We start from the raw sequence: 22,267 nt of genomic DNA on the forward strand, positions 1-22,267 counted from the left end.
CCGCCACTTACCGGCAATTGTCGCGCGATAGCCTCACACGCGTGAATGTTCCCCGTCGCTGCTGCAGGCCCGCGTGCCCCCATTATGCGGTCGCGACATTGACGTTCGTCTACTCCGATTCCACGGCTGTCGTCGGACCGCTGGCGATCAACCGCGAGCCGCACTCGTGGGACCTGTGTCTGAGCCACGCCAACCGCATCACCGCGCCACGCGGGTGGGAATTGGTGCGCCACGCCGCCCCGCTACCGGAGTTTCTGGAGGACGACGATCTGGTCGCCCTGGCCGATGCCGTCCGCGAGGGTCGCGAGTTGCCGGCCGGCCCGCCGATCCCCGGATTCTCCGATCCCAGCGGTGCCGCGCATGCCACTGCACCCGGTGCCGGGATGATGCCGTCGGCGGTGGCGCGCCCCACCACCTCCGGTCGTCGGCGCGGACACCTGCGGGTACTTCCCGATCCCTCCGACTGAACGGCGAATGAACCGAGCGTGAGCCAAGGCTGACGCACGGCTGCGGCGATGCGGACGCCGCTACCGGAGCCCGGGAACAGATAGGCTGGCGGCCAACAGTTGCCTCAGTCAGGAGATCCGCCATGTCCAGGGCCGCCGCCGCGGTACGTCGTGTCATCAAGGCCTATGACGTGCGTGGTCTGGTTGGGGAAGAGATCGACGAGGCCTTCGTCGCCGACGTCGGCGCGGCATTCGCGCGCCTGCTGCGCAACGAGGGCAGCCAGGCCGGGCGGGTGGCCATCGGCTATGACATGCGGGAGAGCTCGCCCGCGCTGGCCGCGGCGTTCGCCGCCGGCGTCACCAGCCAGGGCCTCGACGTCGTGCGGATCGGCTTGGCCTCCACCGATCAGCTCTACTTTGCCTCCGGGTTCCTCGACTGCCCGGGGGCGATGTTCACCGCCAGCCACAACCCGGCCGCCTACAACGGCATCAAACTGTGCCGGGCCGGGGCCAAGCCCGTCGGTGACGACACCGGGCTGTCGATCATCCGCGAGGAACTGATCGCCGGGGTGCCTGGCTACGACGGCCCCGCCGGTCAGGTTCACGACCAGGATGTGCTGGCCGACTACGGCCGGTTCCTGCGGTCGCTGGTGAACCTGACCGAACTGCGCCCGCTGCGGGTGGCCGTCGACGCCGGCAACGGGATGGCCGGGCACACCGCACCCGCGGTACTGGGCTCCATCGAGGCGCTGACGCTGCTGCCGCTGTACTTCGAACTCGACGGTTCCTTCCCCAACCACGAGGCCAATCCGCTGGAGCCCGCCAACCTGGTGGATCTGCAGAAGTTCGTGGTCGAGACGAAGGCCGATATCGGCCTGGCCTTCGACGGCGATGCCGACCGGTGTTTCGTCGTCGACGAAAAGGGAAATCCGGTGTCGCCGTCGGCGGTGACCGCGCTCGTCGCCGGCCGGGAACTGACGCGGGAGATCGGTGCCACGGTGATCCACAACCTGATCACGTCGCGTGTTGTGCCCGAGTTGGTGATCGAGCTCGGCGGGACGCCGGTGCGTTCGCGGGTGGGCCACTCCTATATCAAGGCACTGATGGCCGACACCGGCGCGATCTTCGGCGGTGAGCATTCCGCGCACTATTACTTTCGGGATTTCTGGGGCGCCGACTCCGGCATGCTGGCGGCCCTGCACGTGCTGGCCGCGCTCGGAGAGCAGGATCGTCCGCTGTCGGATCTGATGGCCGACTATCAGCGCTACGCCGCCTCCGGAGAGATCAACTTTCGCGTCGACGATGCGCCGGCATGCGTCGAGAGCGTGCTGAAAGCCTTTGGCGAAGAGGTGATCTCACTCGATCACCTGGACGGTGTGACGGTCGATCTGGGTGAGGGAGCCTGGTTCAACCTGCGGACCTCCAACACCGAACCGCTGCTGCGGCTCAACGTCGAGGCGCGCACCGCCGAGGACGTCGACGGCATCGTCGCGCGCGTCGGCGAGCAGATATCGGCCCACAGCGAGTCGGTCACATGAGTTCGCCCCACGCCACGGTCGATTTCGACGATACCGAGGGCCTGCTGGACGCTGACCGCGACGGACTGTTGCGGGCGGCGGCCATGGCGGGTGCTCAGGTGCGGGCCACCGCGGCCGCCGTCGATGAAGGGGCTCTGGAGTCGGTGAGCGCCGACCACCGACCGCGAACCGTGGTGTGGGTGGCCGGGCGCGGTCCGGCTGAGAGTGCGGGAACGATGCTGGCCGCATGCCTGGGCGGGTTGGCCGGCGAGCCCATCGTGGTGGCAGCCGAATCTCCGCCGTGGATCGGTGCGTTGGACGTTGTCGTGGTGGCCGGCGACGACCCCGGTGATCCGGTGCTGGTGACCGCGGCGGCCACGGCCGCGCGCCGCGGTGCCCGGGTCGTGGTGGCCGCACCGTACGAGGGGCCGCTGCGCGAGGCCACCGCAGGGCGCGCTGCCGTGCTGGCACCGCGGCTGTGGGTGCCCGACGAATTCGGGTTGTGCCGATATCTGGCGGCAGGTCTGGCCACGTTTGCGGCTGTCGACCCGGCCCTGCAAATCGATCTGTCGGGACTTGCCGACGAGCTCGATGCCGAAGCATTGCGTAACAGCGCGAGCCGCGAGGTGTTCACCAACCCGGCCAAGTCGCTTGCCGAACGGATCACCGGCCGTCAGGCGGTGCTGGCCGGTGACTGCGCTGCCACGCTGGCGCTGGCCCGGCATGCCGCCGCGGTGCTGCTGCGCGTCGGCCACGCCGCGGTGGCCGCGGCAGGTCTGGCGGACGCACTCGTGGCACTTCGAGCCGGTGCGGCAAGAAGTTTCGCCGACCCTGTCGATGCGCTGTTCCACGACGAGGAACTTGACGGTCCGCTGCCGGGTCGCATGCGGGTTCTCGCCTTGACGCTGGCCGCCGAGCGGGCGGTGGTGGAGGCGCGGGTGGCCGGCATCGACGATGTCCAAGTTGTGGGTGCCGAGGACATCGGGGAAGCTGGTTCCGTTCAGGTGCCGACGGGGCGGGCCGAACAACAGCTGGCAACGCTGGCTGTCCGGTTCGAGATGGCAGCGGTCTACCTGAGATTGGCAGGGGGATAGCGGGGCAGTGGAACTGCTACGAGGAGCGATTCGCACGTACGCTTGGGGTTCGCGGACGGCTATCGCCGAATTCACCGGGAGGCCTTCTCCCACAGCACATCCCGAGGCTGAGCTGTGGCTGGGTGCGCACCCGGGTGATCCGGCGTCCCTGGAGACCCCGGATGGCGAGCGGTCGCTGCTCGATGCTGTGCGCTCAGACCCCGAAGGTCAGTTGGGCTCGGCGGTGCGGGCGCGCTTCGGTGACGTGTTGCCGTTCCTGGTCAAGGTGCTGGCCGCCGACGAGCCCCTGTCGCTGCAGGCACACCCGAGCGCCGAGCAGGCGGTCGAAGGCTATGTCCGGGAAGACCGCATGGGGGTGGCGCTGAACTCGCCGGTCCGCAACTACCGCGACCGCAGCCACAAGCCCGAATTGCTGGTTGCGCTCGCAGAATTCGAGGCCCTGGCCGGGTTCCGTCCCGCGGCGCGGTCGGTGGCACTGTTGCGCGCCCTCGGGGTGGCCGACCTGGACCCCTACATCGCCTTGCTCAGTGGGCAATCCGACGCCGACGGGCTGCGGGCGCTGTTCACCACCTGGATCACCGCTCCGCAGCCCGATCTGGATGTGCTCATCCCGGCCGTGCTCGAAGGTGCCGTCAATTATGTGCGCTCGGGCGCAACGGAGTTCGCTGCCGAGGCCAAGACGTGCCTGGAGCTCGGTGAGCGGTACCCGGGCGACGCCGGTGTACTTGCGGCGCTGCTGCTCAACCGGATCAGCCTGGCGCCCGGAGAGGCGATCTTCCTCTCGGCCGGCAACCTGCACAGCTATCTTTCGGGTGTCGGTGTGGAAGTAATGGCCAATTCCGACAACGTGCTTCGGGGTGGGCTCACCCCCAAGCACGTCGATGTCCCAGAACTGTTGCGCGTTCTCGACTTCACCCCGGCCGATGACGCGACGCTGCATCCGCCCACCCATCGGGACGGCATCGAATTGGTCTACGATACTCCGGCGCCGGAGTTCGCCACCTCGATCCTGGTGCTCGATGACTCGCAGGTGGGCCACGAAATCGACGCGCCGTCACGCCACGACGGTCCACAGATCCTGGTGTGCACCGAAGGCACCGTGGTGGTGCGGGCCAAATCCGATGTGGTGACCCTGCATCGGGGATCGTCGGCCTGGGTGGCCGCCGATGACGCTCCGATCCGGCTGGAGGCGGGTGAGCCCTCGAAACTGTTCAGGGCTACGGTTGGCCTCTGAACAAGGAGGACACCATGTCGACCGAGGGCAGCACCAGGGCAATCCTTGCCGCGTTGGCCGCCAATGCCGGTATCGCGGTGGCCAAGTTCGTCGGCTTCCTGATCACCGGTAGCTCCTCGATGCTGGCCGAGTCGGTGCACTCGGTGGCCGATACCTCCAACCAGGGGCTGCTGCTGTTCGGTCAGCGCCAGGCCCGTAAGCAGGCCGACAGCCTGCACCAGTTCGGGTACGGCCGCAGCCGGTACTTCTACTCGTTCGTCGTTGCGCTGGTGCTGTTCTCGCTCGGAGCGGTCTTCGCGCTCTACGAGGGGTATCACAAGATCTCCCATCCCGAACCGTTGACTTCGCCGCTGGTGGCGGTGGGCATCCTGGCGGTGGCGATCGCCTTGGAGAGCTACAGCTTTCGTACCGCGATGGTGGAGTCGCGTCCGCTCAAGGGGGCGAGCAGCTGGTGGCAATTCATCCGCCGCTCGCGTAATCCCGAACTGCCCGTCGTGCTCCTGGAGGACACCGGTGCACTGATCGGCCTGGTCTTTGCGCTGTCCGGCGTGGGTCTGACGATCCTGACCGGCAACCCGATCTGGGACGGTGTGGGCACGCTGCTGATCGGTGCACTGCTCGGCGTGATCGCCGTGGTCCTGATGGTCGAGATGCACAGCCTGCTGATCGGCGAGGGTGCCACCGCCCAGGAGTGCGCCGCCATCCAGACCGCGCTCGAGCAGACCGCCCACGTCGACCGCGTCATTCACCTGCGCACGCAGTACCTCGGCCCCGAGGAGATGCTCGTGGGCGCCAAGATCGCCTTGGCGCCCAACACGGATCTGGCGACGGTGGCAGCTGCCATCGACAACGCCGAGGCCGCGGTGCGAGCCGCGGTGCCCGCGGCGGCGGTCATCTACCTGGAACCGGATCTCGATCGCGCGGCGACGCGCTGACCCGGCGCTGGGCCCACCACAGTCCCATATTGTGCCGCATGGCCCGTCCCACGATCCGCGGTGAAGGAACCATATACAAGCTGTCGAGCAGGCTGAACCGGCGCAGAAACCATTCGGCCAGAACAGGATCCGCCTCGGCGGCGCCGAGGAATTGATCGAAGAGCTCACCGACGGGCCGATACCACCACGGCATCGGGCCGCAGGCACCATGCAGGATCAGATCGCCGATGGCGTTCATGGTCCACACCGGATACGTCGACCGCGCGGTGGCGTGGTTGACTGCGCTGGCCAATTCCGCTGTGCCCGAGGCCAATGCCGTGCGGAGTTGGCTGGCCTGTATGGAGCTCATCGTCATGCCCTGGCCATAGGTCGGGTTGTAGCTGGCGACGGCGTCCCCGATCGGGATGATGCCGGCGGGAAACCGTCGTAGCTTGTCGTAGCGGCGCCATCTGCTGGCGGGATAGCGGTGGAACGCCACGTCGCCCACGGGCGCGGCGGTCGCGATGGCGTTGGCGTGGGTTTCGGGCAGCAGCATCGTGGCAAGCGAGCGGATCTCAGCCAGATTCTGCGGAGGTTGCACGTTTCCCACCGTGAAGGTGGTCAATCCCCAGGTGTGATCTTCGTAGCACAGCATGCCCAGCCCGGCTGGTTGGGCACGCGAGGCCCCCGCGACCACGACCTTCTCGGCGATCGCATCCTCGGCGATGCGCAATTGTACTGTCGCATAACTTATTCCGACATCCACGGTGTGTTCCGGCGGGCGGGCGAATCCCCAGGCGTCGAGCCAGGCCGGCATTCGGGTGCCACGGCCGCTGGCGTCGACCACCAGATCGCAGGGCTCGAAGGACTCGCCGCCGTCCGACTCGGCCAGCAGCACACCGGTGACCCGTTGGCGTTCTCCGTCGAACCGGGGTGCGTTGACGTCACGTCGCGAGATCGCCACATTGGGCAGAGCCGCGGTGCGCCTGCGGATCTGCCACTCCAGCTGTTTGCGGCTGGGCACGTAGGCGGTGAACGCGCGCCGCAGCGTGTGTGCGGTGCCGAGCAGGTGACCGGCCGCGCCGAAATAGATGCTGTCCGGGCGGTTGTCGAGCTTGTACACCCCGGCCGCCACCATCTCGTCGAGCAATCCCGGATACAGCGCCTCGAACTCGCTGGCGCCCCGTGCCATCAGGATGTGCACATGACGGTCCTGCGGCACCGCGCCGCGGTGGTCCGGGCCGTCGGGCAGCACGTCACGGTCGTAGACCGTGACGCGGTCGAAGAACTCGGCGAGCACCCGCGCCGCGCACAGCCCGGCGATGCTCGCCCCGATGACGATCGCGTGCTGTCGTTTCGCGGGATCGGCTGGTCCGCTCATGCCGATCCACGTACCCTGCTGCATCACCGGCTAATCCGGCTGGCAGGAGGGAGACGTCGATGAACTGGCGCACCAAGTCGGTGGAGCAATCCATCCTCGACACCGACGAGCCGGGCACCCGGTTGCGTAAAGACCTCACCTGGTGGGATCTGACGATCTTCGGGGTGTCCGTGGTGGTCGGTGCGGGCATTTTCACCGTCACCGCATCCACTTTCGGCAACATCACCGGGCCAGCCATCTCGGTGTCATTCATCATCGCCGCGGTCACTTGTGGGCTGGCCGCGCTGTGCTATGCCGAATTCGCCTCGACCCTGCCGGTGGCCGGTAGCGCCTACACGTTCTCCTACGCCACGTTCGGCGAGTTCGTCGCCTGGATCATCGGCTGGGATCTGGTACTCGAGTTCGCGGTCGGCGCGGCCGTGGTCGCCAAGGGCTGGTCGAGCTATCTGGGCACGGTGTTCGGGTTCTCCGGCGGAGTGGTCGAAATCGGGCCCATCGACTTCGACTGGGGCGCCCTGCTGATCATCGCCGCGGTGGCCACCCTGCTGGCGATGGGGACCAAACTGTCGTCGAACTTCTCCGCCGCGATGACCGCGATCAAGGTGTCGGTGGTTCTGCTCGTCGTGGTGGTCGGCGCCTTCTACATCAAGGCGGCCAACTACTCGCCGTTCATCCCGCCCGCCGAGGACGGCAAGGGCAGTGACGCCAGCGGCATCAACCAATCGGTGTTCTCACTGCTCACCGGAGCCCATGGCAGCCACTACGGCTGGTACGGCCTGCTGGCCGGCGCCTCGATCGTGTTCTTCGCCTTCATCGGATTCGACGTGGTGGCCACCACGGCCGAGGAGACCAAGAACCCGCAGCGGGACGTCGCCCGCGGGATTCTCGCCTCGCTGGCCATCGTCACCGTGCTCTATGTCGCGGTCTCGGTGGTGCTGTCGGGAATGGTGAACTACACCGAACTCGCCTCGGGCGGCCACGGGCAGGCCAACCTCGCCACCGCGTTCGCGATCAACGGGGTCAACTGGGCCGCCAAGGTGATCTCGGTGGGGGCGCTGGCCGGCCTCACGACGGTCGTGATGGTGCTGGTGCTCGGCCAGTCCCGGGTGCTGTTCGCCATGTCGCGCGACGGTCTGTTGCCGCGCGGGTTGGCCCACACCGGCTCCCGTGGCACTCCGGTGCGCATCACCGTCATCGTCGCCGTGCTCATCGCCGTCGCGGCCACTGTCTTCCCGATCTCCAAGCTCGAGGAGATGGTGAACGTCGGCACCCTGTTCGCGTTCGTCCTCGTCTCGGCCGGCGTGATCATCCTGCGCCGTACCCGACCTGACCTCGATCGCGGTTTCACGGTGCCGTTCGTGCCGGTGCTGCCGATCCTGTCGATCCTCGCCTGCGGGTGGTTGATGCTCAACCTCACTGGTCTGACCTGGATCCGGTTCGGCATCTGGATGGTGGTCGGCATCGTCATCTACCTCGGCTACGGGCGGCGGCACTCGGTGCTCGGGCAACGGCAGGCCGCCAGCACCCACTGACCCCGTGGTTTACAAAACAATGTCGTTTGTCTAGACAGCCGACAAAGTTGCCTCTATAGTCAACACATCAACGGTGATGGCACTCACATGGAGGTATAGACGTGACGTCTCAGCTCGATACCGGGTCCGCGCGGGTCGAACCCACGCAGTGGCGTGACAAGAAGCGCTACCTGTGGCTGATGGGCCTGGTCGCACCCACCGCGTTGTTCGTGGTGCTGCCGGTCGTCTGGGGGATGAACCAGCTCGGCTGGACCGCCGCATCGCAGGTGTTCTTCTGGGTCGGCCCGTTCCTGATCTACCTGCTGCTGCCGGCGCTGGACCTGAAGTTCGGCCGCGACGGCCAAAACCCGCCGGACGAGGTGATGGAGTACCTGGAGAACGACAAGTACTACCGGTACTGCACCTACATCTTCATCCCGTTCCAGTACGCCAGCCTGATCTTCGGCGCCTACATGTTCACCGCGTCGGACCTCAGCTGGCTGGGCTACGACGGCGGCCTGAGTTGGTTCGCCAAGATCGGTCTGGCGCTGTCGGTCGGCGTGCTCGGTGGCACCGGCATCAACACCGCCCACGAACTGGGGCACAAGAAGGAGTCGCTGGAGCGCTGGCTGTCCAAGGTGACGCTGGCCCAGACCGCATACGGCCACTTCTACATCGAGCACAACCGCGGCCACCACGTCCGCGTCGCCACCCCGGAAGACCCCGCGTCGTCGCGCTTCGGTGAGACCTTCTGGGAGTTCCTGCCCCGCAGCGTGTGGGGGAGTGCTCGCTCGGCGGTCAAGCTCGAAGCCACCCGCATCCGCCGGCTCGGCCGCAGCCCGTGGGACCCGCGGACCTGGCTGGGCAATGACGTCCTGAACGCATGGTTGATGACCGTCGTGCTGTTCGGCGTCCTCATCGCGGTGTTCGGCCCGGCGCTCATCCCGTTCCTGGTGATCCAGGCGGTGTTCGGCTTCTCGATGCTCGAGTCGGTCAACTACCTCGAGCACTACGGCCTGCTGCGCCAGAAGAACGAGAACGGCCGCTACGAGCGCTGCACCCCGGAGCACAGCTGGAACTCCGACCACCTGGTGACCAACCTCTTCCTCTACCACCTGCAGCGGCACAGCGACCACCACGCCAACCCCACCCGGCGTTACCAGACGCTGCGCAGCATGGACGGCGCTCCCGAGTTGCCCACCGGCTACGCCACCCTGATCGGCGTGACCTACCTGCCCTGGGTGTGGCGCAGGATGATGGACCACCGTGTGCTGGAGCACTACAACGGCGACATCACCAAGGTGAACATCGATCCGCGTCGCCGCGAGAAGATCCTCGCCCGGTATGGCGCAGGGGCTCAGGCATGAGTTCCTACAAGTGCCCGGTATGTGATTACGTGTACGACGAGGCCAAAGGTGCTGCCCGGGAAGGTTTCCCGGCCGGCACGGCCTGGGCCGACGTTCCCGACGAGTGGTGCTGTCCGGACTGCGGCGTTCGAGAGAAGGTCGACTTCGAGGCGATGGAGGTAAAACAGTGAGTGACGAGGCGTACAAGCTGTACATCTGTGTGCAGTGCGGATTCGAGTACGACGAAGCCAAGGGCTGGCCGGAAGACGGCATCGCGCCGGGCACCCGCTGGGACGACATTCCCGAGGACTGGAGCTGCCCGGACTGCGGCGCGGCCAAGTCCGACTTCGAGATGGTGGAAGTCGCGCGGGGGTGAGCACCCTCGCGTCGACTACGCTCGCGCGTGTGACGAGGCCTCGGGTTCCCTATCCCGAGGCCTCGCGTGCGCTTTTGCGGGATTCGGTGCTCGACGCCATGCGTGAGGAACTGCTGACCAAGGACTGGTCGGCGATCACGCTGTCCGATGTCGCCCGCACCGCCGGCATCAGCAGGCAGACCATCTACAACGAGTTCGGCTCCCGGCAGGGGCTGGCGCAGGGGTACGCCCTGCGGTTGGCCGACCGGCTGGTCGATGCCATCGACGACGCGATCACCTCGAACGTGGGCAACGTCAACGCCGCGTTCTCCGAGGGCTTCCGGATGTTCTTCACCGAGTCGGCAGCCGATCCGCTGGTGGTCTCGCTGCTGACCGGTGTGGCCAAGCCGGATCTGCTGCAGATGATCACCACCGACAGTGCCCCGATCATCACCCGGGCATCCGAGCGGCTCACCACTGCGTTCATCAACAGCTGGGTCGGGGCCAGCGACGAAGACGCCGGGGTGCTGGCCCGGGCGATCGTCCGGCTGGCGATGAGCTACATCTCCATGCCGCCGGAAGCCAACCACGACGTCGCCGCCGACCTAGCCCGTTTGATGACGCCGTTCGCCGAACGCTACGGTGTTATCGATATTCCCTAGCTGTCAGAGCGCCCACTGCGCGCCTGTCCCGCGAGCCCGCAGGCTGGGGATGTCGCCAGCGCGCGTCTGCGCGCACACCGGCAATGACGAATGAAGAGGGCTCTTACATGTCTGAACTGACTGCCGACACCCGCAACGGCATCGATTTCAAGGTCGCCGACCTGTCCCTGGCCGAGTTCGGCCGCAAGGAGATCCGGCTCGCTGAGCACGAGATGCCCGGCCTGATGTCGCTGCGCCGCGAATACGCCGACGTGCTGCCGCTCAAGGGTGCGCGCATCTCCGGTTCGCTGCACATGACCGTACAGACCGCCGTGCTCATCGAGACGCTGGTCGCGCTCGGTGCCGAGGTCCGCTGGGCCTCCTGCAACATCTTCTCCACCCAGGACCACGCAGCCGCGGCCGTCGTCGTCGGCCCGTACGGCACCCCCGAGGAGCCGCAGGGCACCCCGGTGTTCGCCTGGAAGGGCGAGACGCTGGAGGAGTACTGGTGGGCTGCCGAGCAGATGCTGACCTGGCCGGGTGAGCCCGCGAACATGATCCTCGACGACGGCGGCGACGCCACCATGATGGTGCTGCGCGGTGCCGAGTACGAGCGGGCCGGTGTGGTGCCGCCGATCGAGGACGACCACTCCGCGGAGTGGAAGGTCTTCCTGACCGTGCTGCGCGAGCGGTTCGAGACGGATAAGAACAAGTGGTCCACGATCGCCGAGTCGGTCAAGGGCGTCACCGAGGAGACCACCACCGGTGTGCTGCGCCTCTACCAGTTCGCCGCGGCGGGTGAGCTCGCTTTCCCGGCGATCAACGTCAACGACTCGGTGACCAAGAGCAAGTTCGACAACAAGTACGGCACCCGGCACTCGCTGATCGACGGCATCAACCGCGGCACCGACGTCCTCATCGGCGGTAAGAACGTGCTGATCTGCGGCTACGGCGACGTCGGCAAGGGCTGCGCGGAGTCCCTCAAGGGGCAGGGCGCCCGGGTAGCGGTCACCGAGATCGATCCGATCAACGCACTGCAGGCCCTGATGGAGGGCTTCGACGTGGTGACGGTCGAGGAGGCCATCGCCAACGCCGACATCGTCATCACCTCGACCGGCAACAAGGACATCATCACCCTCGATCACATGAAGGCGATGAAGGACAAGGCCATCCTGGGCAACATCGGCCACTTCGACAACGAGATCGACATGGCCGCCCTGGAGCGCTCCGGTGCCAAGCGGATCAACATCAAGCCGCAGGTCGACGAGTGGGTGTTCGACAGCGGCAAGTCGATCATCGTGCTGTCCGAAGGTCGGCTGCTCAACTTGGGCAATGCCACCGGACACCCGTCGTTCGTGATGAGCAACAGCTTCTCCAACCAGGTGATCGCCCAGATCGAACTGTGGACCAAGAACGACGAGTACGACAACGAGGTCTACCGGCTGCCCAAGCACCTCGACGAGAAGGTGGCCCGCATCCACGTCGAAGCCCTCGGTGGTTCGCTGACCAAGCTGACCAAGGACCAGGCCGAGTACATCGGCGTCGATGTCGAGGGCCCGTACAAGCCGGAGCACTACCGGTACTAGGCGCTATCGAAGCGGCGCACGGATCGGGGTCCAGATGGGACAACTCGATCTGTGCGCCGCCTCCATGTCGTAATCTCCCCCACATGAGATTGCGGTTGCTCGTTGTAATTGTCTGCGCCGCAACATTGTTCGCGCCGGTCGCGCATGCCGACCGCAATTGGGACCCGAACTACAACGAAGACCAATACACCGAGTTCTACACCCCGCCGAACCCGATTCCCCCTGCGCTGCAGCCGGGTGACGTGGTGCGCAGCGAGCCGTCGCGGCTGGTGCTCGAGCCGTCCGGACAGCTCGGCGCGATCATGGCCAGCGGCACCCGCGTCATGTACCGCAGTACCGACGGCCGGGGCCACCCCGACGTGGTCACCGGCACCTACTTCGAGCCTTTCAACGACTGGCCGGGCCGTGGGCCGCGGCCGCTGATCGTCTACGGTCCGGGCACCCAGGGGCAGGGCGATCAGTGCGCACCGTCGCGACAGTTCAACCAGGGCATCCACTGGGCGCCGTTCCTCGATTTCACGTTCAACTACGAGGAGATGTTCGTCGCGACCATGGTGGCCCGCGGCTTTGCCGTCTTCATGACCGACTACGAGGGCCTGGGCACCATCGGCGTGATGCACACCTACGTCAATCGGCTCTCCGAAGGCCACGCCATGCTCGACGGCGCGCGGGCGGCGATGCGACTGGCGAACACGTCACTGAATCCTCATGGGCCAGTGGCTTTCTGGGGTTATTCGCAAGGTGGCGGTGCGGCGGCCTCGGCGGCCGAGCTGGCCTCGGCCTACGCCCCCGAGGAACATGTCGTGGGTAGCTATGCCGGCGCCCCGCCCGCCGACCTCAAGGAGCTGTTCCCCTACGCCGACGGCAGTGCGCTGGTGGGCGTGGTCGGGTACGCGCTGAACTCGGTGATCGCCGCCTACCCCGAGCATGCCGACGAGATCCGGGCCACCCTGACCCCGCGGGGTGAGGATCTGCTGGCCAAGGTCGCCGACCAATGCATCGCCGAGACGGCGACCAAGTTCATGTTTCGGCACCTGCAGCCCTACTTCAACCGGGACATCACCGAACTGGTTAATTCCGAACCCTTTTCGAGCCTGTTCGACGAGCAGCGGATCGGCCGGCTCAAGCCGAACGCGCCGGTGCTGATCAACAGCAACCGCTACGACCCGTTGGTGCCATGGACGGCGGCCAACCAGCTCGGGCGCGGCTGGTGCGCGCAGGGGGCCGACGTCGAGTTCCGCACCAACGAGGAACCGCCGTTCCTGAACAAGATGGTGGTCAACCACGCCCTGCCGATGCTCGTCGACGGCGAGGCTGCGATGCAGTGGATCGCCGACCGGTTCAACGGCGAGCCGACCACACCGAACTGCGGACAGTTCTGATCTAGGCTCGCTGCGTGCTGATCGTCATCGAGGGCCTCGACGGGGCCGGCAAGCGCACGCTGACCCGCGGCTTGCAACAGGCCTTCGAAGCCGACGGCAGGTCGGTGACCACGCTGGCGTTCCCGCGCTACGGCGACTCGGTCCACGCCGATCTGGCCAGCGAGGCATTGCACGGCCGGCATGGCGATCTCGCCGAATCCGTCTACGCCATGGCGGTGCTGTTCGCACTGGACCGGGCCGCCGCTAAGGATCTGGTCGCGGATCTCGGCGCGCGCTACGACGTCGTCATCCTGGACCGTTACGTCGCCTCCAATGCCGCCTACAGCGCTGCGCGGCTGCACCAGGGTGCCTCGGGAGAGGTGGTGTCGTGGGTGGGTGACCTCGAATACGGGCGGTTCGCGCTGCCGCGGCCCGACCGGCAGCTGCTGCTCGACGCCTCCGTGGAGCTCGCCGCCCAGCGCGCCCGGCAGCGCGCTGAGCAGGAATCCGACCGCGCCCGGGACGCCTACGAGCGAGACGACGGGCTGCAGCAGCGCACCGGGGCCGTCTACGCCGAGTTGGCCGCCGCCAACTGGGGCGGTCCGTGGTCGGTGATCGCCCCCGACGTCGACCCGATTGAGCTCTCCCGGTCGTTGCACGCAGGCTAAATGTCGTGACGCGCCCGTGTGGTAGCCGGGGTTTGTCGCGATTCGGTGACACCATGGACACCATGAGGCAAAGGATTCTGGTTGTCGACGACGATCCGTCGCTGGCCGAGATGCTCACCATCGTGTTGCGGGGTGAGGGTTTCGACACCGCGGTCATCGGCGACGGTTCGCAGGCGCTGACGGCGGTGCGCGAGCTGCGCCCCGACCTGGTGTTGCTGGACCTCATGCTGCCCGGCATGAACGGTATCGACGTGTGCCGCGTGCTGCGCGCGGACTCCGGTGTGCCGATCGTGATGCTCACCGCCAAGACCGACACGGTCGACGTGGTGCTGGGCTTGGAGTCCGGCGCCGACGACTACGTGATGAAGCCCTTCAAGCCGAAGGAGCTGGTGGCGCGGGTGCGCGCACGGTTGCGTCGCAACGAGGACGAGCCGGCCGAGATGCTGTCGATCGCCGATATCGACATCGACGTGCCCGCACACAAGGTGACCCGCAACGGTGAGCAGATTTCGCTGACACCGCTGGAGTTCGACCTGCTGGTGGCGCTGGCACGCAAACCGCGCCAGGTGTTTACTCGAGATGTGCTGCTCGAACAGGTGTGGGGCTACCGTCACCCCGCGGACACCCGTTTGGTGAACGTGCATGTCCAGCGGTTGCGGGCCAAGGTCGAGAAGGACCCGGAGAACCCGCAGGTGGTGCTGACCGTTCGAGGAGTGGGATACAAGGCCGGCCCGCCGTGACGGTCAGGACGTCATGATTCGAGCTCGTGTTCGCGGTCCCTGGGGGCGTTCGGGCCCCCTGGTTCGGGGCACGAGCACGCTGAGCCGGGCCATCGCGCAGATCTGGCGCCGGTCGCTTCAGTTGCGTGTCGTCGTGCTGACGTTGGGTCTGTCGCTGGCCGTCATCCTGGTTCTCGGTTTCGTGCTGACCAGTCAGATCACCAACCGGGTGCTCGACGTGAAAGTGCATGCCGCCACCGAGGAGATCGACCGGGCGCGCAACACCGTCAGTGGCATCGTCAGCGGTGAAGAGGCGCGTTCCCTGGACAGCAGCCTGCAGCTGGCCCGCAACACCCTGATCTCCAAGACCGGCCAATCCTCGGGTGCCGCGCTGGCGGGCACGTTCGACGCGGTGCTGATGGTTCCCGGTGACGGGCCGCGGGCGGCGACGGCGGCAGGTCCCGTCGAGCAGATCCCGAAGTCCTTGCGAGACTTCGTCAAAGCCGGCCAGGTGAGCTACCAGTACTCGACCGTGCGGACCGAATCGTTCTCCGGGCCGGCGCTGCTGATCGGTACCCCGGTGCCGGCCAGGGTCCCGAATCTTGAGCTCTACCTGGTGTTCCCGCTCAACAGCGAGGAAAGCACCATCACCCTGGTACGCGGCACCATGGCCACCGGCGGTCTGGTGCTACTGGTGCTGCTGGCCGGGATCGCGCTGCTGATCTCGCGGCAGGTGGTGCTGCCGGTGCGGTCGGCGTCCCGGATCGCCGAGCGGTTCGCCGAAGGGCACCTGTCCGAGCGGATGCCGGTGCGCGGCGAGGACGATATGGCCCGTCTCGGGGTGTCGTTCAACGACATGGCCGAAAGCCTGCAGCGTCAGATCACTCAGCTCGAAGAGTTCGGTAACCTGCAGCGCCGCTTCACCTCCGACGTCAGCCACGAACTGCGCACACCGCTGACTACGGTGCGGATGGCCGCCGACCTGATCTATGACCACTCCGAGGAGCTCGACCCGGCGCTGAGGCGCTCCATCGAGCTGATGGTCAACGAGTTGGACCGGTTCGAGACGCTGCTCAACGATCTGCTGGAGATCTCCCGGCACGACGCCGGTGTCGCCGAGCTGTCAGTGGAGGCCGTCGACCTGCGCTCGACGGTCAACAAAGCGCTGGGCAATGTCGGGCATCTGGCCGATGACGCCGGTATCGAACTTCAGGTCGAACTGCCCGAGCAGGAAGTCATCGCCGAGGTGGATCCCCGCCGCGTCGAACGCATCCTGCGCAACCTGATCGCCAACGCGATCGACCATGCCGAACGCAAGCCGGTGCTGATCCGGATGGCCGCCGACGAGGACACCGTCGCCGTCACCGTCCGGGACTTCGGTGTCGGGTTGCGCCCGGGCGAGGAGAAGCTGGTGTTCAGCCGGTTCTGGCGCTCGGACCCGTCACGGGTGCGTCGCTCCGGCGGAACCGGGTTGGGGCTGGCCATCAGCATCGAAGACGCGCGGCTGCACCAGGGCCGGCTGGAGGCGTGGGGTGAACCCGGCAAGGGCGCCTGCTTCCGGCTGACCCTGCCCCTGGTGCGTGGCCACAAGGTGACCACCAGCCCGCTGCCGCTGAAACCCGTTGCCACGCCGCGCCTGGAGGGCCGCAAGGAGCAACGTCAACTCCGGCAGCGCGAACCCGCGCAGGAGAGCGTGTGACACGCCGGTTGCTGACCGCTGTTCTGGTCGGCCTGGTCGCCCTGATGATCGGTGGTTGTGCCGGCGTCCCGAATTCCTCAGCGCCGCAAGCGATCGGGACCGTCGAAAGGCCCCAGCCCAAGAGCCTGCCCAAACCCACCCCGGGCATGGACCCCGACCAGCTGTTGCGGGAATTCCTCAAGGCGACCGCCGACCCGGCCAACCGGCATCTGGCCGCGCGGCAGTTCCTCACCGAGTCGGCCTCCAGCGCGTGGGACGACCAGGGCAGCGCTCTGTTGATCGACAAGGTGGTGTTCATCGAAACCCGCACCGTGGACCGGGTTTCGGTGACCATGAAGGCTGACATCCTGGGCTCGCTGTCCGACATCGGGGTTTTCGAGACCGCTGACGGTCAACTGCCCGACCCCGGACCCATCGAGCTGGTCCAGACTGCCGACGGATGGCGCATCAACAAGCTGCCCAACGGTGTGTTCCTGGACTGGCAGCAGTTCCAGGCTACCTACAAGCGCAACACGCTGTACTTCGTCGATCCGACCGGCAAGACCGTCGTGCCCGACCCGCGCTACGTCGCGGTGTCCGACTCCGATCAGCTCGCCACCGAACTGGTGACCAAACTCATCGGCGGCCCACGGCCCGAGATGGCCAAGACGGTGCGCAACTTGATGGGCGCGCCGCTGAAGATGATCGGTCCGGTAAGCCGGGCCGACGGCGGGAAGACCGGCATCGGCAAGGGCTACGGCGGCGCACGCATCGAACTGGAGAACCTGACCACCACCGACCCGCACAGTCGGCAACTGCTTGCCGCACAGATCATTTGGACGCTGGCCCGTTCGGATATCAAGGGGCCGTATGTCATCAACGCTGACGGGGCCGCACTCGACGACCGGTTCGCCGACGGGTGGAGCACCACTGATGTGGCGGCCACCGACCCCGGTGTGGTGGACGGCGCCTCGGCGGGTGTGCACGCGTTGATCGGCGGGTCGATGGTGTCGCTGGACGGTCAGCGCGCCACCCCGGTGCCGGGGTCGTTCGGCTCGATGAACTCTCAGGTCTCGGCGTCGCTGTCGCGCACCGGGCGTGCCATCGCCTCGGTGGTGGCGCTGCGACCGGGCGCGCCGGACATGGCGTCGTCGTTGTGGATCGGACCCAATGGCGGTGCTGCTGCCCAGGCGACCGACTCGCGGTCGCTGACCCGGCCGTCGTGGGCGCTGGACGACGCGGTGTGGGTGGTGGTCGACGGCAACAGTGTGGTGCGGGTGATCCAGGAGGAGGCCTCCGGTCAACCCGCCCGCATCCCCGTCGATTCCGCAGCGGTGACCTCTAGATTCCCCGGCGCCATCACCGAGTTGCAGCTGTCCCGCGACGGCACCCGCGCCGCGATGGTGATCAATGGACAGGTGATCCTCGCCGGCGTGGAGCAGACGCCGGTCGGCGAGTTCGCGCTGACCTATCCGCGCCGACTGGGCTTCGGTCTGGGAGCGTCGGTGGTGTCGCTGTCCTGGCGCACCGGTGACGACATGGTGGTCACCCGCACCGACCCGGCTCATCCGGTGTCGTATGTGAACCTCGACGGGGTGAACTCCGACGGGCCCAGCGGCAATGTGTCGATGCCGGTGACCGCGGTGGCCGCGAATCCGGCGGCGGTGTACGTCTCCGATGCCCGCGGTGTGCTGCAACTGTCCGGAACGAATGGCGAGAACGGCCAAACCTGGTCGGATGTCCGGCCTTTCATGGTGGGCGGTGCCGTCCCGGTGTTGCCGGGCTGACGGAGTACAACTGTCGCGCGACGGCGGAACGTTCCCTGTCGTGGCTGCTGTTGCGTAGCGGTATCGTTCATTCCTGCAGATCAGCTGGGTGAATTGTGGTAACGACGCCCAGGCGCTAGCGTTTGCTCCATGAGTGGGGATAATGGCGTCTTGAAGGTGGACCCTGCGGCCCTGCGTGGGGTGTGTGAGGCCCTGACCGCCGGGGCGCAGCATCTGCAGGCGGGTCTGCGCAGCCTGGACACCGATGCCCAGCAGGTGCTCGGCACGTGGGAAGGATCAGCGGGGACGTCGTACGGTGCTGCCTGGCGGCAATGGCACGACGGCTCGCTCAAGGTGCAGCAGGCTTTGGCGACGATTGCTGAGCGGCTCGGCCAGGCAGGACAGGCGTTCGACGCTCATGAGCAGGCCGCGGCGACACAGCTGGGGAGCGTGCATCGTGGCTGAGGCATTCGCCGTCGATCTCGACGGGCTCGCCGACCTCATCGAGCGCATGGCCGAGTACCAACGAGTGGTCGACTCCATGTTGGAGGAGTGCGATGTCGTGGTGGCGCAACTGCACACGCAGTGGGAGGGGGTTGCCAGCGAGTCGCATGCCGCTGTGCATCAGCAGTGGAAGGAGGGAGCCGACCTGATGCGGCACGCGCTGGCGCAGCTGCGTTCGGCAGGTTCACATGCCCACACGTCCTACACCGGCGCGGTCGAGGCGAATCTGAAGATCTGGGGCTGACATGATCCCCGTGGGGATTCGGCATTATGGGTGAGCCGTTACGGGTGGATCCTGCGGCGCTCTCCGGTGCGGGCTCGTCGGTCGCGGGACTCAGTGCTGGCGTTGAGGCGGCGGTGAGTTCGTTGACCGCGGCGTACAACGCTGACACGGGCCAGGATGCGGCGGGAGCCGCTTTCGGATTGGCCTACCAGGACTCTGCCAAGGCGTTGGTCTCGGCGGTGGCCAAAGGTGTCAACGCGTTGCGGCACGTTGGTTATCTGATCCAAGGCTCGGCGGCCATCTATTCGCGTGCCGAAGCCGCGGCCGATATCAGCGGCGCGGCATCGCCTTTGCCGCTACCAGTCGAGCCGCCGGCGTATGCGGCGCCCGGCCGCACACCAGATGTCAACGGACCCGGTCAAATTGCGCCGATATTGTGGTATCTGGTCGAGGCCCTGGTGGGGGATGTGTGGCCGAACGGTGAGCCGAGCGAGCTCAGAGCTGCCGCTGCTGCGTGGAACGCCTTTGCCGCGCCGTTGAATGCGGTGACCGGTCAGAATGCGGGTGCCACCGCCACTATTGGCGCTCAGCAGATGCCCGCCAGAGAGCGGATGCAAACCGCGGTGCACGAAATAGGCACCGCGATGGCATCTTTGGCTGGCGAGGCCCAACAGCTGGCGAACCAGCTGAGCAGCTTCGCATCCGACGTCGAAGCAACGCAGAACGCAATTCGTGACCTGCTGAACAAGCTCGCCTCAGTGGTGGGATCGATCTTCGACAAGGGCATCCTCGGCACCGTTATCGAGCTGGTCACCGATGACGCCGAAGAGAAGATCCGCGAGGTTGCCAACGACATCAAGGCGGTCGTCGCCAACCACAAGAGGCAGTCGGCGGCGCGCAAGGATCTGTTGGCGCAATTGGTCAACGGGATCACGAACTACTCGCGCGCCATAGAGATTCTGCTACGGGTGGAGATGGTCAACTACCTCGGCGAGGACGCTGGCCGGGTCGCGGCCAACATCACCGACGCCTTCACTGACACCATGACCGGCGTTGGACTGCAAGCCATTAATGCCGTCGGCGGACTGGCGACGGGCTTCGACCCCATCGGTGACCCGAAGGGCACGTGGGAGACGATCGAAGGCTTGGGTAGGCAGGCGCTGACCCTCAATCCAATGACCGCACCTGTAGCGTTCGCCACCGACCCGCACGGTTCTATTGACATCGTCAAGGACCTCACGCATTTCGACGACATCGTCACCAGCGACCGTCCTTTCCTTGGCGTTGGCAAATTGGGGTTCGACGTCGCCACGATAGGGGTCCCCGGCGGATCAGCTGCCAAGGCGGGTGCGGCTGCGCGGGCAGCAGAAAGAGCCGCTGCACGTGGCGAATTGCCTACCACTGAACGGGTTGAGATTGATTCACCCGGGATGCGCCCCGCGGCAGGTGATGTGAACGCAGTTGAGCAAGGTGCCGACGGGGTCACCGCGAAACTCGACGAGCTGAACAAGACGACTCTCGACAGCGGCCAGTCGCCCGCCGGCAGCCCCGGCCCGCTACCGAAATCCCCAGAACCCGGCGGTCCGCTGGCACCGCGTGACCCTGTGCCGAGCGATTCCGGCCCAGGACCAACGGGTGGGAGGCCGACGTCCGCGCCGACATCGGCTGATCCGGTGCCCTCTCCGGTCACGCACGCTGCTGACGGTAACTCTGCGCCGAAGGGTGAAGTCCATTCTGCGCCAGGAGTTTCCGAGGGGGCCACATCGCCGGCGGGTGCGCCGGGTTCGGGCCACGCCGAGGCCGGCCAGCCAGCCCCGGCTGGTTCTCCAGCCGAAGGTTCGCTAGGTGGCGCGAGCAGTCACAGCTCCGACGCCACGGCGTCAGCGGGCGGCGCCCCTGGTGACCGGGTTCCCGCGTTGGTGGGAGCGCACGGGGCCGAGGGCGCAGCCGATGGAGCGGGGCATGGTCCGCATCTTGGCGTGGGTGGTGGAGGTTCTCATGGGGGGTCTGCAGAACACGGGGGCGGTGGGGGAGACCATGGCCACGGGGGAGGTCATGGAGAGCCGCCCAACCACGGCCCTCGCGATGGCAATAGCGGTTCAGACGGTCATGGGCCTGGACCCGATGTCGCTACGGGTGGTGATGCCGCCGGTGGACGCGACCTGCTTCGGGCCCACGAGGCTGGGGAACATTGGACGCCCGTTGACAATGGACCTGACAATCCTCACTATGGCGAGCCACTCGAACATCCGGGTAGCTCTCCTGATCCGGCACCGATCACCGACGTCAATCGCGACACGTGGCGACTCTTCGAACATCCCGACGAGCTCTACGGCCATGATGCCAATGGTCACGCTCTGACCAAAGAGCAATATGATGCGCGGTACCGTGAGCTGCAACCTAATGGCGAGGTATGGGATAACTACCCACCGAATACGGGCGCAGCGGCCGATACACGCGTGCGCTTCAGCTCGATTCGCGCGGTTATTGAGCACTTCGGATCGAAGTTGGATCGGATTGGGTGGCCGGGAGGTGAATACCTGGGAATTATGGAGAACGGTGTTCCCGCGGCCTTTGAGGCTCGGGGTTTACCGATCGGTTCACTAGATAAGCCGTATTATCAATACACATTGACTGGGTTACTACCAGATGGATGGTCGGTAGAAGTGTCAGAAATCGCGCCCGCATTCGGCCGCGATGGTGGTGGAATGCAACTTGTTTTTTTTAACAGCAGAGGTGTGGCTGTAAGCGTCGAAGATCTGATCAAAGGCAAGGTGTTGGAATGATGGTCCCTGAGATCTCTGGAGCGTTGATTGATTGGGCGTCGAACGCAGGTATGAGCTATTCCATCTTCGAATCGGATGGTGCCGCCTGCTTTGCTAATGCTGGTGGTGAGTACCGCTATTACATACGGGAGAGTGTCGCGGATTCTGGGTGGTACACGGTGACCAAGGCTTCTCGCAATGACCCAGAGTGGCTTGTCTTTTCCGCAAGTGATTTGGCTGTTGTGGAAAAATACTTCTGGGCTACTTTCGGGGCTGATATTCGCACAGTACAGCGACTGCCGCGCGTGGAATTTCCCACCGAGTCGGAAGATGTCGCGGATGGTTTCTCGGTCAAACCGTCAGGTCAAGGAGAATCGGTTTTGGTCGATGGCGCCGGTAAGCCTGTTATTCGTGCTGGCGGGGACGACATCACTGACATCTTCTTGCTTGTGATGATGTCCTATTGTTTGGGTGCTTCTGTAGCCGACTTGAAGTGCTCGTTCACTGATCCGCAGGGAAGGCCGATATTTCCGATTCGGCCGGTGCGAGATTGAACGG

At 66.1% G+C, this 22,267-nt stretch carries 21 protein-coding genes; 20 read left to right on the forward strand and 1 reads right to left on the reverse strand.

Going from position 1 to position 22,267, the window contains the following annotated elements:
- Positions 1 to 41 precede the first annotated feature (41 nt).
- From G6N35_RS26145 to G6N35_RS26165, 5 genes are all read left to right on the forward strand, one after another.
- Entirely contained in the window at positions 42 to 467 is a 426-nt protein-coding gene (locus tag G6N35_RS26145; RefSeq protein WP_197748444.1) for a DUF3499 domain-containing protein, read from the forward strand.
- A 122-nt stretch (positions 468 to 589) separates the two neighbouring features.
- Positions 590 to 1,984 (forward strand): phosphomannomutase/phosphoglucomutase, encoded by a 1,395-nt coding sequence (locus tag G6N35_RS26150; protein WP_163807248.1) that lies wholly within the window; start codon positions 590 to 592, stop codon positions 1,982 to 1,984.
- Positions 1,981 to 3,057, forward strand: a complete 1,077-nt coding sequence (locus G6N35_RS26155) for a TobH protein (protein ID WP_163807249.1) — start codon at positions 1,981 to 1,983, stop codon at positions 3,055 to 3,057. Before G6N35_RS26150 ends, G6N35_RS26155 begins: the two co-directional genes overlap by 4 nt.
- 7 nt (positions 3,058 to 3,064) lie before the next feature.
- Positions 3,065 to 4,291, forward strand: coding sequence for a mannose-6-phosphate isomerase, class I (gene manA, locus G6N35_RS26160; RefSeq protein WP_163807250.1), 1,227 nt, complete (start codon positions 3,065 to 3,067; stop codon positions 4,289 to 4,291).
- Between the two features lie 14 nt (positions 4,292 to 4,305).
- On the forward strand, positions 4,306 to 5,226 hold the full coding sequence (locus G6N35_RS26165) for a cation diffusion facilitator family transporter (protein ID WP_163807251.1): 921 nt from the start codon (positions 4,306 to 4,308) through the stop codon (positions 5,224 to 5,226).
- Here the strand turns inward: G6N35_RS26165 and G6N35_RS26170 are convergent.
- The gene (locus G6N35_RS26170; protein ID WP_163807252.1) at positions 5,183 to 6,586 is read right to left on the reverse strand and encodes an FAD-dependent oxidoreductase; all 1,404 of its coding nucleotides are present in this window, start codon (positions 6,584 to 6,586) and stop codon (positions 5,183 to 5,185) included. The genes G6N35_RS26165 and G6N35_RS26170 overlap by 44 nt on opposite strands.
- Before the next feature lie 59 nt (positions 6,587 to 6,645).
- Here G6N35_RS26170 and G6N35_RS26175 point away from each other — a divergent pair, with 59 nt between their 5' ends.
- From G6N35_RS26175 to G6N35_RS26245, 15 genes are all read left to right on the forward strand, one after another.
- Positions 6,646 to 8,118 (forward strand): amino acid permease, encoded by a 1,473-nt coding sequence (locus tag G6N35_RS26175; RefSeq protein ID WP_163807253.1) that lies wholly within the window; start codon positions 6,646 to 6,648, stop codon positions 8,116 to 8,118.
- A gap of 179 nt (positions 8,119 to 8,297) precedes the next feature.
- Positions 8,298 to 9,464 carry an alkane 1-monooxygenase gene (locus tag G6N35_RS26180; protein WP_246224712.1) on the forward strand — a complete coding sequence of 389 codons (1,167 nt, stop codon included), beginning with the start codon at positions 8,298 to 8,300 and terminating at the stop codon, positions 9,462 to 9,464.
- Positions 9,461 to 9,634, forward strand: coding sequence for a rubredoxin (locus G6N35_RS26185; protein WP_163807254.1), 174 nt, complete (start codon positions 9,461 to 9,463; stop codon positions 9,632 to 9,634). Before G6N35_RS26180 ends, G6N35_RS26185 begins: the two co-directional genes overlap by 4 nt.
- Complete coding sequence (locus tag G6N35_RS26190) at positions 9,631 to 9,819, forward strand: rubredoxin (protein WP_163807255.1); 189 nt, start codon at positions 9,631 to 9,633, stop codon at positions 9,817 to 9,819. Before G6N35_RS26185 ends, G6N35_RS26190 begins: the two co-directional genes overlap by 4 nt.
- Positions 9,820 to 9,917: 98 nt before the next feature.
- A complete protein-coding gene (locus tag G6N35_RS26195; protein ID WP_163807954.1) occupies positions 9,918 to 10,460 on the forward strand; it encodes a TetR family transcriptional regulator in 543 nt (180 codons plus the stop codon).
- Positions 10,461 to 10,567: 107 nt separating this feature from the next.
- Entirely contained in the window at positions 10,568 to 12,025 is a 1,458-nt protein-coding gene (gene ahcY / locus G6N35_RS26200) for an adenosylhomocysteinase (RefSeq protein WP_163807256.1), read from the forward strand.
- 83 nt (positions 12,026 to 12,108) lie between these two features.
- Positions 12,109 to 13,407 (forward strand): lipase family protein, encoded by a 1,299-nt coding sequence (locus G6N35_RS26205; RefSeq protein ID WP_163807257.1) that lies wholly within the window; start codon positions 12,109 to 12,111, stop codon positions 13,405 to 13,407.
- A 14-nt stretch (positions 13,408 to 13,421) separates the two neighbouring features.
- On the forward strand, positions 13,422 to 14,054 hold the full coding sequence (locus G6N35_RS26210) for a dTMP kinase (protein ID WP_163807258.1): 633 nt from the start codon (positions 13,422 to 13,424) through the stop codon (positions 14,052 to 14,054).
- A 53-nt stretch (positions 14,055 to 14,107) separates the two neighbouring features.
- Positions 14,108 to 14,794, forward strand: a complete 687-nt coding sequence (gene mtrA, locus G6N35_RS26215) for a two-component system response regulator MtrA (protein WP_099020354.1) — start codon at positions 14,108 to 14,110, stop codon at positions 14,792 to 14,794.
- A gap of 13 nt (positions 14,795 to 14,807) precedes the next feature.
- Positions 14,808 to 16,472 (forward strand): MtrAB system histidine kinase MtrB, encoded by a 1,665-nt coding sequence (gene mtrB, locus G6N35_RS26220; protein ID WP_163807259.1) that lies wholly within the window; start codon positions 14,808 to 14,810, stop codon positions 16,470 to 16,472.
- Positions 16,469 to 18,238, forward strand: a complete 1,770-nt coding sequence (lpqB, locus tag G6N35_RS26225) for an MtrAB system accessory lipoprotein LpqB (RefSeq protein ID WP_163807260.1) — start codon at positions 16,469 to 16,471, stop codon at positions 18,236 to 18,238. The genes mtrB and lpqB overlap by 4 nt, the downstream gene beginning before the upstream one ends.
- Positions 18,239 to 18,367: 129 nt before the next feature.
- Positions 18,368 to 18,682, forward strand: coding sequence for a WXG100 family type VII secretion target (locus tag G6N35_RS26230; protein ID WP_163807261.1), 315 nt, complete (start codon positions 18,368 to 18,370; stop codon positions 18,680 to 18,682).
- Positions 18,675 to 18,965 carry a WXG100 family type VII secretion target gene (locus G6N35_RS26235; protein WP_163807262.1) on the forward strand — a complete coding sequence of 97 codons (291 nt, stop codon included), beginning with the start codon at positions 18,675 to 18,677 and terminating at the stop codon, positions 18,963 to 18,965. Before G6N35_RS26230 ends, G6N35_RS26235 begins: the two co-directional genes overlap by 8 nt.
- Before the next feature lie 26 nt (positions 18,966 to 18,991).
- Positions 18,992 to 21,730 (forward strand): glycohydrolase toxin TNT-related protein, encoded by a 2,739-nt coding sequence (locus tag G6N35_RS26240; RefSeq protein ID WP_163807263.1) that lies wholly within the window; start codon positions 18,992 to 18,994, stop codon positions 21,728 to 21,730.
- Positions 21,727 to 22,263, forward strand: coding sequence for an Imm61 family immunity protein (locus G6N35_RS26245; RefSeq protein WP_163807264.1), 537 nt, complete (start codon positions 21,727 to 21,729; stop codon positions 22,261 to 22,263). Before G6N35_RS26240 ends, G6N35_RS26245 begins: the two co-directional genes overlap by 4 nt.
- Positions 22,264 to 22,267: the final 4 nt, after the last annotated feature.

Origin of the sequence: Mycolicibacterium anyangense, assembly GCF_010731855.1 — a bacterium.
Lineage (GTDB): Bacteria > Actinomycetota > Actinomycetes > Mycobacteriales > Mycobacteriaceae > Mycobacterium > Mycobacterium anyangense.